General features: G+C 65.2%; 15 protein-coding genes. 9 read left to right on the top strand and 6 right to left on the bottom strand.

The features are described 5' to 3' along the window. Together B8115_RS15060 and B8115_RS15055 are read right to left on the bottom strand one after the other, a co-directional pair. Window positions 1-151: glutaredoxin domain-containing protein (locus tag B8115_RS15060; RefSeq protein ID WP_010628648.1), on the bottom strand; the 151-nt coding region annotated here is incomplete at its 3' end. 120 nt (window positions 152-271) lie between these two features. Then, window positions 272-1093, bottom strand: a complete 822-nt coding sequence (locus tag B8115_RS15055; protein WP_010628647.1) for an inositol monophosphatase family protein — start codon at window positions 1091-1093, stop codon at window positions 272-274. A gap of 113 nt (window positions 1094-1206) precedes the next feature. Between B8115_RS15055 and hybE the strand changes: the two genes are divergently transcribed. Further along, complete coding sequence (gene hybE / locus B8115_RS15050) at window positions 1207-1653, top strand: [NiFe]-hydrogenase assembly chaperone HybE (RefSeq protein ID WP_010628646.1); 447 nt, start codon at window positions 1207-1209, stop codon at window positions 1651-1653. 84 nt (window positions 1654-1737) lie between these two features. Further along, window positions 1738-2511, top strand: coding sequence for a 3-hydroxybutyrate dehydrogenase (locus B8115_RS15045; protein WP_010628645.1), 774 nt, complete (start codon window positions 1738-1740; stop codon window positions 2509-2511). 164 nt (window positions 2512-2675) lie between these two features. On the opposite strand, the gene B8115_RS15040 is transcribed toward B8115_RS15045, so the two are convergent. Together B8115_RS15040 and B8115_RS15035 are read right to left on the bottom strand one after the other, a co-directional pair. Beyond that, entirely contained in the window at window positions 2676-3215 is a 540-nt protein-coding gene (locus tag B8115_RS15040; RefSeq protein ID WP_010628644.1) for a response regulator transcription factor, read from the bottom strand. A 14-nt stretch (window positions 3216-3229) separates the two neighbouring features. Beyond that, window positions 3230-4495, bottom strand: a complete 1266-nt coding sequence (locus B8115_RS15035; RefSeq protein WP_010628643.1) for an ATP-binding protein — start codon at window positions 4493-4495, stop codon at window positions 3230-3232. A gap of 185 nt (window positions 4496-4680) precedes the next feature. On the opposite strand from B8115_RS15035, the gene prfC reads away from it, so the two are divergent. Beyond that, window positions 4681-6270: a peptide chain release factor 3 gene (gene prfC / locus B8115_RS15030; protein WP_010628642.1), complete on the top strand. Its 1590-nt coding sequence runs from the start codon at window positions 4681-4683 to the stop codon at window positions 6268-6270. A 192-nt stretch (window positions 6271-6462) separates the two neighbouring features. Beyond that, complete coding sequence (locus tag B8115_RS15025; RefSeq protein ID WP_010628641.1) at window positions 6463-7242, top strand: TatD family hydrolase; 780 nt, start codon at window positions 6463-6465, stop codon at window positions 7240-7242. Here the strand turns inward: B8115_RS15025 and B8115_RS15020 are convergent. Further along, window positions 7239-8267: a folate-binding protein YgfZ gene (locus B8115_RS15020; RefSeq protein WP_010628640.1), complete on the bottom strand. Its 1029-nt coding sequence runs from the start codon at window positions 8265-8267 to the stop codon at window positions 7239-7241. The genes B8115_RS15025 and B8115_RS15020 overlap by 4 nt on opposite strands. Before the next feature lie 137 nt (window positions 8268-8404). Here B8115_RS15020 and B8115_RS15015 point away from each other — a divergent pair, with 137 nt between their 5' ends. From B8115_RS15015 to nei, 4 genes are all read left to right on the top strand, one after another. Then, a complete protein-coding gene (locus B8115_RS15015) occupies window positions 8405-8602 on the top strand; it encodes a hypothetical protein (protein ID WP_010628639.1) in 198 nt (65 codons plus the stop codon). Between the two features lie 43 nt (window positions 8603-8645). Next, window positions 8646-9065: an OsmC family protein gene (locus B8115_RS15010; protein ID WP_010628638.1), complete on the top strand. Its 420-nt coding sequence runs from the start codon at window positions 8646-8648 to the stop codon at window positions 9063-9065. 148 nt (window positions 9066-9213) lie between these two features. Next, on the top strand, window positions 9214-11235 hold the full coding sequence (uvrB, locus tag B8115_RS15005; RefSeq protein WP_010628637.1) for an excinuclease ABC subunit UvrB: 2022 nt from the start codon (window positions 9214-9216) through the stop codon (window positions 11233-11235). A gap of 157 nt (window positions 11236-11392) precedes the next feature. Beyond that, window positions 11393-12214 (top strand): endonuclease VIII, encoded by an 822-nt coding sequence (gene nei / locus B8115_RS15000; protein WP_010628636.1) that lies wholly within the window; start codon window positions 11393-11395, stop codon window positions 12212-12214. A 136-nt stretch (window positions 12215-12350) separates the two neighbouring features. Here the strand turns inward: nei and B8115_RS14995 are convergent, their stop codons facing one another. Next, window positions 12351-14138 carry a thiamine pyrophosphate-requiring protein gene (locus B8115_RS14995; protein ID WP_010628635.1) on the bottom strand — a complete coding sequence of 596 codons (1788 nt, stop codon included), beginning with the start codon at window positions 14136-14138 and terminating at the stop codon, window positions 12351-12353. Between the two features lie 255 nt (window positions 14139-14393). Here B8115_RS14995 and B8115_RS14990 point away from each other — a divergent pair, with 255 nt between their 5' ends. Continuing rightward, window positions 14394-15899, top strand: a complete 1506-nt coding sequence (locus B8115_RS14990; protein WP_010628634.1) for a fumarate hydratase — start codon at window positions 14394-14396, stop codon at window positions 15897-15899. Window positions 15900-15945 lie beyond the last annotated feature (46 nt).

Genomic DNA, 15945 nt, shown 5'->3' with positions numbered 1-15945 from the left:
TCTTCTCCAGGTCGGCCTTGCTGATGCCTTCGGCCCAGATGTCCACGTAGCGGTGTCCTTCGATCACGTTGGCGCTTTCCAGGCGCTGGGCGAGGTCCTGGGCGCGCACGCAGAAGGGGCAACCGGGACGACCGAAGATGACCACGAACATAGAAGATGTCTCCTGAAGATGTTTTGTCTGGCGCCATTGTGACGGATGAGGGCTGTCGGGGCCAATAGGGCGCTGCTAGCGACACGATTGGGGCGTGCTATTGCCGCGGCGACGGCAGGCTCAGTCATACCGCAGCTCGTTGGCGTCGGCGGCGCGCAGCAGATCCCCCAGCTCGGCGTGAATCTCGGGCGCGCTGACCAGAATGTTCTCGCCGTAGAGATCTTCCGGTATGCCCTTGGGGCACGGATAGAGATGGCCGGTACGGGCCCCGGCTTCGCGGGCGATCAGCACGCCGGCGGCGAAGTCCCAGGGCGAGACGCTTTCGTAGTAGGCATCCAGACGGCCGCAGGCGACGTCGCACAGATCGAGAGCGGCGGAGCCGTTGCGGCGCACGTCCTGACAGTGCTCCAGCACGGCCATCAGTCTGCGCATCAGCGGCGGGCGGCTGTCGCGTCGGTAGGGAAAGCCGGTAGCGACCAGGCAGCGCTGCAGGTTGGCCCTGTGGCTGGTGTGGATCGGCTTGCCGTTGCACCAGGCGCCCTGGCCGTAGAGGGCGGTGTAGGTTTCACCGAGAAAGGGCGCATGTACCACGCCGAGGCGCGTCTTGCCTTCACTTACCCAGGCGATGGAAACGGCAACGTGGCGCAGGCCGTGGGCGAAGTTGACGGTACCGTCGATGGGGTCGATGACCCACAGCGACTCGGCCGTGCTCATCACCTCGCGGTCGGGCGCCAGCTCTTCGCTCAGCCGCTGTTCGCCGGGCAGGCTGGCTTCCAGGCGCTCGCCGATCAGGGTGTCCACGGCGACGTCCACGTCGGTGACAAGCTCCTGGCCGTTCTTCAGCTGCTGATTGAAGGCTTGGCCATTCCTGGCCGCCACGATTTTCTCGCCGGCTTCCCGGGCGATGTCGACGGCAAGTTCGAGACGCTGCTGGGGGAGCATGGGCTTTCCTCGTCGCTCATGGACCTGCCAGAATAGCAGCCATGAGGCGTTCTGCCGAACGGGGTGTCCGTGCCCACCTGCCCCGTATTCACCTACATGGAAAGGAGCATGCCATGCTGGCCCCGACGCCCGAGCAGTACCGGCGCCTGAACGAGATGGCCGAGGCCTGGCGGCAACGGCAGGGCGCCGCGCTCGAAGCGACACCGGCCGCCAACCCGCTGCTGGATGTCGATGCGCTGTGCTTTCAGGCCAGCCCCGACCAAGGCGAGGCGTCTGTCGGGCGCGACTACCTGGTGGGCGCCCTCGTCAGCCCCGTCTCGCTGTCGCTGGTGCTGTTTCCTGCCTTTGCCAGCGCACGGGCGCCTGCGGAAGGTGAGCGGAGAGCGTTCGATCTACCCTCGGGCCGCTATCCCTTCGTTGCCGAAGTGCTGGACGCTGATCTCTGGCTGTGGCGCTGCGAGCTGCTCGACGATCTGAGCGACCTGGAGTCCCGCGAGGAGGGTAGCCGTCTGGCCCAGCGGCTGATGGAAAAGGTCATGACCCCCGCTGCTGATGGATAAGACTTCCGGCGGGCTGGTCGTGGCAGTGACCCCCGGCTTATGCTGGGGATCAGGTCTTCCATCCTCGTGTAGAAGGATTTACCCATGAGTAATACAACCGCTACCGTGCCACGCGTCGCCCTGGTGACGGGAACCGCCAGCGGCATCGGCGAGGCCGTGGTGCATCAGTTTCGCGAGCTCGGTCATCAGGTGCTGGCCGTCGACTTCAACGATCAGGCCAGGGCCAAGGCCGATGCCGTGGGTGCGGCGTTCTTCCAGGCCGATCTCAGCGACGGTGAGGCGTGCAAGGCGGCCGTGGCGGAGGCGATCAAGCGTTTCGGCAAGGTCGATATCCTGGTCAACAATGCCGGCATTCAGCACGTCTCGCCGATAGAGGACTTTCCCGAGGCCAAGTGGCGCCAGATCATCGATCTGATGCTGACGGCGCCTTTCCTGCTGACCCAGGCCGTATGGCCTTCCATGCGCGAGAACGGCTGGGGGCGTATCGTCAACATCGCCTCGGTGCATGCCCAGGTCGCCTCGCCGGGCAAGTCGGCCTATATCAGTGCCAAGCACGGCATGATCGGACTGACCAAGACGGCGGCGCTGGAGGGCGGCCCCCAGGGCATCACGGCCAACGCCATCTGTCCGGCCTACGTCAAGACACCGCTGGTGGAGAACCAGATCGCCGATCAGGCCCGGCTGCACAACATGGACGAGCAGGACGTGGTGCAGCAGATCATGCTCAAGAATGCCGCGGTGAAGCGCCTGATCGATCCCGAGGAAGTGTCGGCGCTGGTGGCCTACCTGGCCTCGGATGCGGCAGGCGCGGTGACCGGCTCGAGCTGGAATATTGATCTTGGTTGGACGGCTCAATGACATATGCCCGCGGCTTTTCCGGCGACAGGTCTCGCGGAGGCGCTGTGAACCCATCCCTGGGCGCTATATTTGCCTTCCCTGGCAAATAACCTCCGCTACGACCTGTCCCCGGCGCCGCTCGCCTGGGTGGCGCTAAGCCAGTGCAGGGCCTTGCTGAACAACGACTACCGCCGCACCGGGCGCTTCTGCAGTTTGCGTTGCAGGGTGCGGCGGTGCATGCCCAGGGCGCGGGCGGTGGCGGAGATGTTGCCGTCGTGTTCCTGCAGCACCTTCTGGATGTGCTCCCAGGCGATGCGGTTGATCGAGGGCGGCGATTCCGCCACTTCGGCATCCGGATCGCCCTGCTGCTGGTCGAGGGCCGCGAGGATCTCGTCGGCATCGGCCGGCTTGCACAGGTAGTTGACGGCGCCGAGCTTGATCGCCTCCACCGCGGTGGCGATGCTCGAGTAGCCCGTCAGCACCACGATGCGGCAACTGGGCACCATGTTGAGCAGTTCGGGCAGCAGCTTCAGGCCCGAGCTGTGCTCCAGCTTGAGGTCCAGGGTGGCCAGCTCGGGGCGGTGGCGGCGGGCCAGGCTCAGCGCCTGCTCCGCGTCGTGGGCCACCAGCACCTCGTATCCGCGCCTGCCCAGGGCGCGTGACAGCACGTGACAGAACATTTCGTCGTCATCGACGATCAGCAGGCGTGTTTCGGCGTCTTGCATGGCGTCCTCGTCGCTCAGGGCTCGCTGTGCGGCAGGATCACTTCGGTCAGCGTCCCCCCGTCAGGATGATTATACAGGCTAACACCGCCGCCGAAGCGGTTGATGGTGGCGTGGGTCAGGAACAGGCCGATGCCGAGCCCCTTGCTCTTGGTCGAGACGAAGGTTTCGCCTAGTTGGTCAGCGATGTCCAGGCTGACGCCGGGGCCGTGGTCGCGAATGTCGATGATGGCCTCTTCGTCGTTCCAGTCCAGGCGAATGCTTACGTCGTCGGGGTTGGCATCGGCAGCGTTGTTGAGCAGGTTGGTGATGGCCTGATCCAGCGTGGTGTCGACCTTGAGCCAGGGCGTACCGCGCTGCTCGGCGATCTCCAGGCGATGGCTGACGTCGGGACGCAGCACCAGCCAGCGCTGCACGACGCCTTGCAGCCACTCCCGGGCATCGCACACCTCGGGTTCGGCCATGCGCCTGCGGTCGGTGCTTTCCACCAGGTGGCGCAGGCGCGACTTGCACACGTCCACCTGGCGGCGCAGCAGCTCGATGTCCTCGATCAGTGCGGGGTCGTCCTTGGCGTCTTCGCGCATCTCGCTGAGCAGTACCGCCATCGTCGACAGCGGTGTGCCCAGCTCGTGGGCGGTGCCGGCCGCCTGGGTGGCCACCGCCACGATCTGCTCGTTGCGCAGCGCCGCTTCGCGGGTCTGGGAGAGGGCCCGCTCACGGCTGCGCAGGGCGTGGGCCATCTTGTAGATGAAGAAGGTCACCAGGCCCGCCGAGAGACCGAAGTTGATCCACATGCCGAGGATGTGAAGATTGACCCCCACGGCGTCGTAGTAGTGGGCGAACTGAGGGACCGGGTGATAGACCCACATCAGCAAGGTGTACGACCCCATGGCGGCGCTGGCGATGATCCAGGCGTAGCGCCAGGGCAGGGTGGCGGCGGCGATGGTCACCGGCACCAGGTAGTAGTTGATGAAGGGGTTGCTGGAGCCGCCGGTGAGATAGAACAGCAGGGTGAGGCCGATGGTGTCGGCCAGCAGATGCAGCACGTACTCGGTGTGGCTGACCGCCCACTGGCGGCCCAGGCGCCACCAGGTGAAGAGGTTGACAAGCCCCATGCAGACGATCACCCCGATCACTGCCGCCACTTCGATCTCGAAATGCAGCAGTTCGACGCCGACGATGGTGGCGATCAGAAAGCCGGTCCAGGTGATGCCGCGTACCAGGGTCAGACGCACCAGGTTGCGGCTGGGGGTCGAGAGCGGCAGGGGCGGGGCGGTTGGCATGAGGGCTCCAGCGAAGAATCCGCCCACATGATACCTTGTCGTGCCTGCCGGCGGGCAGGTGGACGGCCTTGGCATGCGCTTTCGGCACGACTGGCCTACAACTGCGCGGGGCAAAGCCGTAGAATGCGGCCCACTGCTCATTCACGCACTGCCGCAGGCGGTGCCACTAGACGAATTCGAGACTGATGTCAGACGCCGATCTGGCCCGCGAAGTCGGGCTGCGTAGAACCTTTGCGATCATCTCGCACCCCGACGCGGGCAAGACCACCATCACCGAGAAGATGCTGCTGTTCGGAAATGCGATCCAGCTGGCCGGCTCGGTGAAGAGCAAGCGCAACGACCGCCACGCCACGTCCGATTGGATGAAGATGGAGCAGGAGCGGGGCATCTCCGTGACCACCTCGGTGATGCAGTTCCCCTACGGCGGCCGCATGGTCAACCTGCTCGACACCCCGGGTCACGAGGACTTCTCCGAGGATACCTACCGCACGCTGACGGCGGTGGACTCGGCGCTGATGGTCATCGACGGCGCCAAGGGCGTCGAGGACCGTACCATCAAGCTGATGGAGGTCTGTCGCCTGCGCACCACGCCGATTCTCACCTTCGTCAACAAGATGGACCGCGACATCCGCGATCCCATCGAGGTGATGGACGAGGTGGAGACGGTGCTGAACATCCAGTGCGCGCCGATGACCTGGCCGATCGGCATGGGTCGTCACTTCAAGGGGGTCTACCACCTCTACAACGACGTGATCCATCTCTATACCCAGGGCCAGGGCAGCCGTATCCCCGATGACAAGCGCATCGAGGGACTCGACAACCCCGAGGTCGACACGGTGCTCGGCGCGGAAGCGGCCGAGGAACTGCGCATGGAGGTGGAGCTGGTCCGTGGCGCTTCCCATGAGTTCGATCTCGAGGCCTACCGCCGCGGCGAGCTGACCCCAGTCTACTTCGGTACCGCCATGGGCAACTTCGGCGTGCGCGAGATGCTCGACGGCTTTGTCGAGTATGCTCCACCGCCGCAGCCCCGTGAGACCGATACCCGCACCGTCGAGGCCAACGACAGCCGCTTCACCGGCTTCGTGTTCAAGATCCAGGCCAACATGGACCCGAAGCACCGCGACCGTATCGCCTTCCTGCGGGTCTGTTCCGGCAAGTACGAGAAGAACATGAAGATGCGCCACGTGCGCATCGGCAAGGACGTCAAGATCGCCGACGCCCTGACTTTCATGGCCGCCGACCGCGCCCACGTGGAAGAGGCTTGGCCCGGCGATATCATCGGTCTGCACAACCACGGCACCATCCAGATCGGCGATACCTTCACCATGGGCGAGGACATGCGCTTCACCGGCATTCCCCACTTCGCCCCGGAGCTGTTCAAGCGCGTGCAGCTCAAGGACCCGCTGAAGCTCAAGGCGCTGCAGAAAGGCTTGCAGCAGCTCTCCGAAGAGGGCGCCACTCAGTTGTTCCAGCCGCTGGACAACAACGACTTGATCCTCGGCGCCGTGGGTACCCTGCAGTTCGACGTTGTCGCCCACCGGCTCAAGGAGGAGTACAAGGTCGACTGTGTCTACGAGCCGGTCAACGTGCAGACCGCACGCTGGATCTACTGCGACGATGCCAAGAAGCTCGAGGAGTTCAAGCGCAAGGCGAGCGCCAACCTGGCGCTGGATGGCGGTGGCTACCTGACCTACATTGCTCCAACAAGGGTCAACCTGCAGATGACCCAGGAACGCTGGCCGGAGATACGCTTCGCCGCCACCCGCGAACACTAGGCTTTGCCTGAAAACTGCCTGCGCTTGGCCATACGGCGTTAAAAAACAGCTCAAAGTACTCATTTACACTATGTAAACTCCGTCTTTTCGCTGTTTTTTGCCTTGTCTGGCCTTCGCTCGCCGACTTTTCAGACCAAGCCTAGCCATCATCCCTTCGTCAGGGACGACGAAGGAGCTGCCAAGGAGAGCGACGTGCTGATCGACGCCCACTGCCACCTCGACTTCGAGGCCTTCGACGATGACCGCGAGGCGATGTTCGAACGCGCCAGGGCGGCCGGTGTCGGCCATTTCCTGGTGCCGGGCACGACCCGTGAGAGGTGGCCCGCCGTGCTGGCGCTGGGCGAGCGTGATGACGTGCACGTCAGCCTGGGGCTGCATCCCTACTTCATGCACGAACACGGCGAAGGCGACGTCGAGGCGTTGGCTCGCTTGCTGGACGAACACCCCGAAGTGCGGGCGCTGGGCGAATGCGGTATCGATGCGCGCTTCGAGGAGGCCCTCGACGACCAGTGGCAGCTGTTCGATGCCCAACTGCGGCTGGCCAAGGCGCGCCGGCTGCCGGTGGTGATCCACTGCGTGCATGCCAACGACAAGGTCTCCAAGCGCCTGCGTCAGCTGGACCTGCCGGCGGGCGGCTTGATTCACGCCTTCGCCGGCTCGCCGGACCAGGCCTGGAAGTTCCTCGATCTCGGCTTCGTGGTGGGGTTGGGCGGTGCGGTCACCTACGAGCGCGCCCAGCGCCTGTGGCGCGCAGTGAAGAGCCTGCCTGAGGATGGTTTCGTGCTGGAGACCGACAGCCCCGACATGCCGCTGTGCGGCTACCAGGGGCAGCGCAACGAGCCGGCGCGGATCGTTCAGGTGTGTGAGATGGTGGCCAGGCTGCGCGGCGAGACGCCCGAGGCGGTCGCCGCTCAGAGCACGGCGACCGCTGGGCGAGTCTTCGGCTTGGACCTGGGCGAGGGTGCGGCCTAGGCCAGACTCTCCGGATCGAGCCGTTCGATCGGGTAGGGCAGAGGCAGCGGGGTCACGCTACGATTCTCGATGCTGAGCGGGCCGATCTCCTCACGGGTGGTGAGCACGGCGAGCAGCTCGACGCCACCCTCGTTGTCGCGCTCCGCGGCGATCACTTCCCCGGCACTCTTGCCGTTCTCGTCAACGATGGCGCTGCCCAGTTCCGGCAGCTGTTCGCCCTCAAGCCGACAGTGCGCCAGTCGCTTCTTCACCTGGCCGCGAAAGTGCGCGCGAGCCACCACCTCCTGGCCGGTGTAGCAGCCCTTCTTGAAGCTGATGCCACCCAGCGCCTCCCAGTTGATCATCTGCGGCAGCAGAGCGTCCTGGTGGGCGGCGGTGAGCCAGGCGAGCCCGGCCCGGATGTCCTGCAGGCACCACTCGGCGTTGCCGACCAGAGGCGCCTCTTCGGCCAGGGCGCTGGCCGTTGCGGCAGCCTGCTCCCGGGGTAGGCAGATCAACACGCGTGGCTGCGGCCCGGGATGAGCCAGTAGCTGGCGCTCCTCATCGCCGGCCTGATGCCACAGGCTGGGGGCTGCTGTGTCGAGATACCCGGCCGCGACGGCCGGTGCGTCGGCACCGATCAATCCCAGCAGGGCCAGGTCGTCGCGAACCGCGAGTTCGCTCTTGTAGAACGGGGCGAACTTCTTCAGGTGATCGCGCAGCGGCTCCACCAGGTCACGGTGCAGGATCAGACGGTAGCGTTCGGGGCTGATGCGCAGCAGCTGGGCGTTGGCCAGCATGCGGCCCTTGGCGTTGCAGAAACAGGTCAAGGGGGCGAAGTCGCCCTTGGCCAGCTCGACCTGAGCGCTGGTCTGGCCCTGCAGCAGCTTGTCGGCAGCCTTGCCGATCACGTCGAGTACGGCGAGGTGGACGAGTGGCGTCACCTTGACGTTCGCCGCGGCCTGCTGGACGGGCTCGCCGATCTCGAACTCGACCCGTGAATCGCTCGTACGGCGCCCCTCCAGGGCGGTTGTCCAATCACTCATTATGCCTGTGGCTCCAGGTCGTCATGTCGGGGATATATCGTCGGTATGCGGGCGGCGAGGGCGGATTGCAAGCGGTGTCGCACCGCAACGCTCATGTTAGACTGCTTATTACCTTATTCCACGGTAGGGAGTCATGCATGCCGCATCAGTCGCTCGATTTCACCGGTGTGGAAAACGCCGACCAGGTGAATCGCATCACCACCGCCCTGATGATGGTAGATGGAGTGGAGAGTGCCGAGGTGGGGCGCCACGGTGCCGAGGTGGAAGGCCGCGTCAGTCGCGAGGCGCTGATCCGTGCCGTCGAGGCGCTCAAGCTGCCCATCCAGATCAAGTAGCCCCATCCAGCCGCACCCATCCAGCTTCAGAGCGGAGCGTATAATGAAAGAGACCATCGAAATCGTCAGCGAGCGGAATCGTATCTTGCGCCAGCGGGTGCGGATAGCGGGCTTCGAGGATCTTTATGTCGACGTGCCCAAGGCCTTCGGCGGCGAGGAGAGCGCCCCTGACCCCCACGACTACTTCGATCTCTCGCTCGGGGCCTGCAAGGCGATCACGGCGCAGATGTACGCCCAGCGCAAGCAGTGGCCGCTGGAGGGCGTCAGCGTCAGGGTCAATCGCGACGTCAGCGAGGAACGCAAGGGCATTTACCGACTCGAAGTGGTGATGACCTTTCACGGCATCGAGGACGAAGCGCAGCGCCTGCGGCTGGAGGAGATCAGCCACAAGTGCCCCATCCACCGCCTCATGACCAGTGCCACCGTGGAAGTCACCACGCGCAGTACCGTCGACGCGGCATGATGGCCGCCACGCTCCTATACTCACGGAGCTGCAGTACCGAGACGTGCTACTGATGCACGGTCTTGATGCATGGACCGGATGCACGGACCAAGACGAACCACTGAGACAGCAGGCGCCCCAGGGCGCCTGATGCATGCCTGGAGTCGCGATGAGCAAGCCGTTTCGCCTCAATTCGAAGTTCAAGCCCGCCGGTGATCAGCCAACCGCCATCGAGAGCCTGGTGAAGGGGCTGGAGGCGGGCCTGGCCCATCAGACCCTGCTCGGCGTGACCGGCTCGGGCAAGACCTTCACCATGGCCAACGTGGTGGAGCGGCTGCAGCGCCCGACCATCGTCATGGCGCCCAACAAGACCCTGGCCGCCCAGCTCTACGGCGAGTTCAAGTCGTTCTTCCCCGACAACGCCATCGAGTATTTCGTCTCCTATTACGACTACTACCAGCCGGAGGCGTACGTCCCCTCGTCGGACACCTTCATCGAGAAGGACGCCTCGATCAACGAACACATCGAGCAGATGCGGCTCTCGGCGACCAAGGCACTGCTCGAGCGGCGCGATGCGCTGATCGTGGTCTCGGTATCGGCGATCTACGGCCTGGGCGATCCTGACCAGTACCTGAAGATGCGCCTGCACTTCACCCGCGGCGAGCTGATCGATCAGCGCAGCTTCCTGCGGCGGCTGGCGGAGCTGCAGTACACCCGCAACGACATGGACTTCAAACGCGCTACCTACCGGGTGCGCGGCGACGTGATCGACATCTATCCGGCCGATTCCGACGAAGAGGCGGTGCGGGTGGAGCTGTTCGGCGACGAGATCGACTCGATTCGCCTGTTCGATCCGCTTACCGGCGAAACCCGCGGCGAGGTGCCGCGCATGACGATCTATCCCAAGAGCCACTACGTGACGCCGCGTGAGACCATCATCTCAGCCGCCGAGCGGATCAAGGCCGAGCTGGTCGAACGCCTCGAATGGCTGCGCAAGAACGACCGCCTGGTGGAGGCGCAGCGGTTGGAGCAGCGCACCCTTTACGACCTGGAGATGATGAACGAGCTGGGCTACTGCAACGGCATCGAGAACTACTCGCGCTACCTTTCAGGGCGCAATCCCGGCGAGCCGCCGCCCACCTTCTTCGACTACCTGCCCGACGACGCGCTGCTGTTCATCGACGAATCCCACGTCAGCGTTCCCCAGGTGGGCGGCATGTACAAGGGCGACCGCTCGCGCAAGGAGACGCTGGTGGAGTACGGCTTCCGCCTGCCCTCGGCGCTGGACAACCGCCCGATGACCTTCGAGGAGTGGGAGAGCATCAGTCCGCAGACGATCTTCGTCTCGGCCACGCCGGGGCCCTACGAGGCCGAGCACGCCGGTCAGGTGGTAGAACAGGTGGTGCGTCCCACCGGCCTGGTCGACCCGGAGATCGAGGTGCGCCCGGCCTCGACCCAGGTCGATGATCTGCTCTCCGAGATCCGCCTGCGTAGCGAAGTGGGCGAGCGGGTGCTGGTCACTACCCTGACCAAGCGCATGGCCGAGGATCTCACCGAATATCTCGACGAGCATGGCGTGCGGGTGCGCTACCTGCACTCCGACATCGACACCGTGGAGCGGGTCGAGATCATCCGCGACCTGCGTCTGGGCAACTTCGACGTACTGGTGGGTATCAACCTGCTGCGTGAGGGGCTCGACATTCCCGAGGTATCGCTGGTGGCGATCCTCGATGCCGACAAGGAGGGCTTCCTGCGCAACGAGCGTTCGCTGATCCAGACCATCGGCCGGGCGGCACGCAACGCCAACGGCAAGGCGATCCTCTATGCCGACAGGATGACCGACTCCATGCGCCGCGCCATCGACGAGACCGAGCGGCGCCGCGCCAAGCAGATCGCTCACAACGAGAAGCACGGCATTACACCCACCACCGTGACCCGTTCGGTGGCCGACATCATGGAGGCGGCTCAGGCGCCGGGGCGCAAGGGCAAGGGCCGGCGCAGCGAGCGCAAGGTGGCCGAGGGTGCGGCGATCTACGATCTCGGCGAGCTCTCGCCGACCGATCTGGCCAAGGAGGTCTCGCGGGTCGAGGACGCCATGTTCGAGGCGGCCCAGAACCTGGAGTTCGAGGAGGCGGCCAGGCTGCGCGACCGGCTGCATGAGCTTAAGGAGCGGCAGCTGGCTCTGGGATAGTCCGCCCGCTCGAGGCTTTCCGTCGACAGGGCTATGAGGGGGCGCTGTGAACCCATCCCTGGGCGCTACTTTTGCCATCCATGGCAAAAGACCCCCTCTACGCCCTGTCCCCGGCGCCTCTCGCTGCGTTCCCGCATTATTCTCAACCGGAGTAACGATGCCCGAAGGCCCTGAGATTCGCCGTGCCGCCGACCGGCTGCACGAGCAGCTTGCCGGCAGGCGGCTGGAGTCCGTGTGGTTCGCCTTCCCCGAACTGGCCGCCGAGGCCGACTCGCTGATGGGGCGGGAGGTCACGGCGGTGGACAGCTGGGGCAAGGCGCTGCTGACCCGCTTCGACGACGGTCGCGTGCTCTACAGTCACAACCAGCTCTACGGCGTATGGAAGCTCCACGACGCCGAGCGCGAACCCGATACCCAGCGCTCGCTGCGCGTACGGCTGACGGCGGCAGGGCGCTCGGCTAGCCTCTACAGCGCCTCCGACGTCTCGCTTTGGCCGGCCGAGAGGCTCGCCGAGCATCCGTTTCTCTCCCGTCTCGGCCCCGATCTGCTGACCCACGGGGTCACGCCGGAGCAGGCCATGGCGCGTTTGAGCGAGCCGCGCTTCGTGCGCCGCCGGCTGGGCGGGCTGCTGCTCGATCAGGCGCCCTTCGCCGGCATCGGTAACTACCTGCGCTCCGAAATTCTGTTCTTCGCCGGGCTACCGCCCACGGCCCGGGTCGTCGACCTGAGCGAAGAGCGATTGGAAGGGCTGTCGCACACCATCCTAGCCGTGACCCGACAAGCCTATGAACAGGCCGGCGTGACCAACCGCGCCGAGTGGGCAGCCGCTGCCAGGCGGCAGGGGGAAAGCCGGAGGCTTAGTCGCTTTGCCGTGTTCGAGCGCGACGGGCGGCCATGCCACGCCTGCGGCACTCCGATCGAGCGGCTAATGATCGCCTCGCGTCGGCTCTATCGCTGCCCGAGTTGTCAGCTTGATTGAACGGGTTACATCGCTAGCATTTATACCGTTATCTTTCTATTCCGCGTCATCGCAGACGGCGAGTGACGCCGCCCGGCCATGCCGCCTTGTCAGGCAGGCATGACCGGGCCGGTGGGGAGCCTCAGGCAACTGGGCGTCACTTCTTGCGTCTGAACAACGAGCGGCCCATCTGCTTGGCGGAGAGCTTGGCGCTGTGCAGCCCGCTGGAGTCGCCCTTGAGCATCGAGGCGAGGTAGCTCTTGGCCTGCTCGAACTCGATGTGCGGGGGCAGGGGGGCGATATCGCTGTCGGTATAGGCGTTGATAACCACCGGGCGGTCGGCAGTGAGGGCCTCGTCCCACACCCGGTCGATGTCGTCGGGCTCGCGCATGACCAACCCCTTGAAGCCGAGGAGCTCGGCGTACTGGTCGTAGCGGAATTCGGGCAGATCCTGAGAGGTGTCGAACTTGGGGTCGCCCTCCATCACCCGCTGCTCCCAGGTCACCTGGCTCAAGTCATGGTTGTTGAGCACCAGCACGATGCAGCGGGGGTCTTCCCACTCCTGCCAGTACTTGGCCAGGGTGATCAGGGCATTGTTGCCCAGCATCTGCATGGCGCCGTCACCGACCAGCGCGATGGCGGGGCGGTTTGGGTGACAGAACTTGGCGGCGATCAGGTAGGGCACGCCATTGCCCATCGAGGCCAGCCCACCGGAAACGGAGCCCAGCATGCCGCGGCGGATCTTCAGGTTACGCGCGTACCAGTTGGTGGCGCTGCCCACGTCGCAGGTGAGCATGACGTCGTCCGGCAGGCGCGGCGATAGGCGCTGGAACACGAGCTGCGGGTTGATCGGCGTGGCCTCGGTGGCGGCACGCGCTTCGGTCTTCTCCCACCAGTCGTCGATCCAACCCTGCACCTGCTTGCGCCACTTGCTGTTGCGCTTGCGCTTGATGCGTTCGGCCAGCGCTGCCAAGGTGGCGCCGGCGTCGCCATGCAGATTGACCTCGGTGGGGTAGCGCACGCCCAAGGCTTCCGGCACTACGTCGATCTGGATGGCGCGGGCCTGGCCCGGTTCGGGCAGGAACTCCACATAGGGGAAGCGCGTGCCCACCATCAGCAGGGTGTCGCACTCCCTCATCATGCGGTCGCTGGCTTCGGTGCCGAGCAGGCCGATGGAACCGGTCACGCCGGGCAGGTCGTCGGGCACCATGGTCTTGGCCAGTATCGCCTTGGCGATGCCTGCACCGGTCAGGTCGGCCACGCGGATCAACTCGTCCACGGCATGCTTGACCCCGGCGCCGGCCAGGATGGCGACCTTCTTGCCGGACTTCAGAATCTCCGCGGCGGCGTCCAGGTCGGCACTTTCGGGCAACTGCTGGGGAAACTGGTAGCCGACGCCGGAGAATACCGCGCCATGCTCCCTGGGCGGGTCCTCCATGGGGAGGTCCTGCACATCGTTGGGCAGGATCACGCAGGTCACGGTGCGGCGGGCGATGGCGATGCGCAGCGCCTGATCGATGACGTGGCGGGCCTGGGCCGGCTCGGTGACCATCTGCACGTATTCGCTGGCGACGTCCTTGAACAGCGCCATCAGGTCCAGCTCCTGCTGATAGTCGGTGCCGAGGCTCTTGCGCGCCTGCTGGCCGACGATGGCCACGGTGGGCATGTGGTCCTTGCGCGCATCATAGAGGCCGTTGAGCAGGTGCACCGCACCGGGGCCGGAGGTGGCTACGCAGACGCCGACCTCGTCGCTGAACTTGGCATGTGCGCAGGCCATGAAGGCCGCCACTTCCTCGTGGCGGGGCTGGATGAGGCGGGGGTTGCCATCGGCGCGGCGCAGGGCGGACATCACGCCGTTGATACCGTCGCCTGAGTAGCCGTACAGCCGCTCCACACGCCATTCGCGCAGGCGGGAGACGAGAAAATCGGACACGGTGGGTTGCATGATCGGCTCCTTGATCGTGGCGGGTTCGAATCCATGATTGTGCTAAGGGCAGCGTAGAACCGGCGCGGGATGCAGACAAATTAGAACATTTATACCGTTATCTTGCTGTATGATCGTCGACGAGGTTCGACCTTGGCGGCATGAACCTGTCTAGCAGGCCGCGATACGGTATAATTCGCCCCCGTTCGAACCCGCCGCTTCGCACTTGCGAATCCAGAAGCGGGCATGCCGACACTGCCGAGGAGTTCCTTGCACATGACCGTGATCCGCCAGGACGATCTGATCCAGAGCGTCGCCGACGCCCTCCAGTACATCTCCTACTACCATCCCAAGGATTTCATCGACGCCATGGCGGCGGCGTACGAGCGGGAGGAGAACCCGGCGGCCAAGGACGCCATCGCCCAGATCCTGATCAACTCGCGCATGTGCGCCATGGGCCACCGCCCGATCTGTCAGGACACCGGCATCGTCACCGTGTTCGTTCATGTGGGCATGAACGTGCGCTGGGACGCCGAGATGAGCCTCGACGACATGATCAACGAAGGCGTGCGTCGCGCCTACCAGCTGCCCGACAACGTGCTGCGTGCCTCGGTGCTGGCCGACCCGGACGGCGCGCGCAAGAACACCGGCGACAATACCCCGGCGATCATTCACCACAAGATCGTGCCCGGCGACACCGTCGAGGTGCACGTGGCGGCCAAGGGTGGCGGCAGCGAGGCCAAGTCCAAGTTCGCCATGCTCAACCCCTCCGATAACGTGGTCGACTGGGTGCTCGAGCAGCTGCCCAAGATGGGTGCCGGCTGGTGTCCGCCCGGCATGCTCGGCATCGGCATCGGCGGTACCGCCGAGAAGGCCATGGAGATCGCCAAGGAGGCGCTGCTCGATCCCATCGACATCCAGGAGCTGCAGGCTCGAGGCCCGTCCAACCGCGCCGAGGAGCTGCGTCTTGAGCTGTTCGACAAGGTCAACAAGAGCGGTATCGGCGCCCAGGGCCTGGGTGGTCTGACCACGGTGCTCGACATCAAGGTCAAGGACTACCCGACGCACGCCGCCAACAAGCCGGTGGCGATCATTCCCAACTGTGCCGCCACCCGTCATGCGCACTTCACCCTGGACGGCTCCGGCCCGGCGGCACTGCCGGTGCCCAAGCTGGAAGACTGGCCGGAGATCACCCGTGAGGCCGGCGACAACGTCAAGCGCGTGAACCTGGATACGGTCACGCCGGAAGAAGTGCTGACCTGGCAGCCGGGCGACACCCTGCTGCTCAACGGCAAGCTGCTCACCGGCCGCGATGCCGCGCACAAGCGCATGGTCGACATGATCGCCAAGGGCGAGTCGCTGCCGGTGGATCTCAAGGGCCGCTTCATCTACTACGTTGGCCCGGTGGATCCGGTTCGCGACGAGGTGGTCGGGCCGGCCGGTCCTACTACCGCCACGCGCATGGACAAGTTCACCCGTACCATGCTGGAAGAGACCGGTCTGCTGGGCATGGTAGGCAAGGCCGAGCGCGGTCCGGCCGCCATCGAAGCGATCCGCGACAACAAGGCGGTCTACCTGATGGCGGTGGGCGGCTCCGCCTACCTGGTGGCGCAGGCGATCAAGAAGTCCCGCGTGGTGGGCTTCGCCGACCTGGGCATGGAAGCGATCTACGAGTTCGAGGTCGAAGACATGCCGGTCACCGTGGCGGTCGACAGCCAGGGCACCTCGGTGCACCAGACCGGCCCTGCCAAGTGGAAGGAGATCATCGCCGAGCGCGCATGATGTCGGTACGAAATCTCTAGTGCCATAGGTAAACGGCCCCGCCAAC

The organism is Halomonas sp. KM-1 (assembly GCF_000246875.1).
Lineage (GTDB): Bacteria > Pseudomonadota > Gammaproteobacteria > Pseudomonadales > Halomonadaceae > Halomonas > Halomonas aerodenitrificans.
Note: the sequence above shows the minus strand (reverse complement) of the source record. Positions and strands in the feature narration are given on the sequence as shown.

What these genes read in the sequence shown, in the direction of transcription:
- B8115_RS15055 (WP_010628647.1), bottom strand. Translation starts at nt 1,093, where the DNA reads ATGCTCCCCCAGCAGCGTCTCGAACTTGCCGTCGACATCGCCCGGGAA.
- prfC (WP_010628642.1), top strand. Translation starts at nt 4,681, where the DNA reads ATGTCAGACGCCGATCTGGCCCGCGAAGTCGGGCTGCGTAGAACCTTT.
- B8115_RS15020 (WP_010628640.1), bottom strand. Translation starts at nt 8,267, where the DNA reads ATGAGTGATTGGACAACCGCCCTGGAGGGGCGCCGTACGAGCGATTCA.
- nei (WP_010628636.1), top strand. Translation starts at nt 11,393, where the DNA reads ATGCCCGAAGGCCCTGAGATTCGCCGTGCCGCCGACCGGCTGCACGAG.
- B8115_RS14990 (WP_010628634.1), top strand. Translation starts at nt 14,394, where the DNA reads ATGACCGTGATCCGCCAGGACGATCTGATCCAGAGCGTCGCCGACGCC.
- B8115_RS15040 (WP_010628644.1), bottom strand. Translation starts at nt 3,215, where the DNA reads ATGCAAGACGCCGAAACACGCCTGCTGATCGTCGATGACGACGAAATG.
- B8115_RS15045 (WP_010628645.1), top strand. Translation starts at nt 1,738, where the DNA reads ATGAGTAATACAACCGCTACCGTGCCACGCGTCGCCCTGGTGACGGGA.
- uvrB (WP_010628637.1), top strand. Translation starts at nt 9,214, where the DNA reads ATGAGCAAGCCGTTTCGCCTCAATTCGAAGTTCAAGCCCGCCGGTGAT.
- B8115_RS14995 (WP_010628635.1), bottom strand. Translation starts at nt 14,138, where the DNA reads ATGCAACCCACCGTGTCCGATTTTCTCGTCTCCCGCCTGCGCGAATGG.
- B8115_RS15015 (WP_010628639.1), top strand. Translation starts at nt 8,405, where the DNA reads ATGCCGCATCAGTCGCTCGATTTCACCGGTGTGGAAAACGCCGACCAG.
- hybE (WP_010628646.1), top strand. Translation starts at nt 1,207, where the DNA reads ATGCTGGCCCCGACGCCCGAGCAGTACCGGCGCCTGAACGAGATGGCC.
- B8115_RS15035 (WP_010628643.1), bottom strand. Translation starts at nt 4,495, where the DNA reads ATGCCAACCGCCCCGCCCCTGCCGCTCTCGACCCCCAGCCGCAACCTG.
- B8115_RS15010 (WP_010628638.1), top strand. Translation starts at nt 8,646, where the DNA reads ATGAAAGAGACCATCGAAATCGTCAGCGAGCGGAATCGTATCTTGCGC.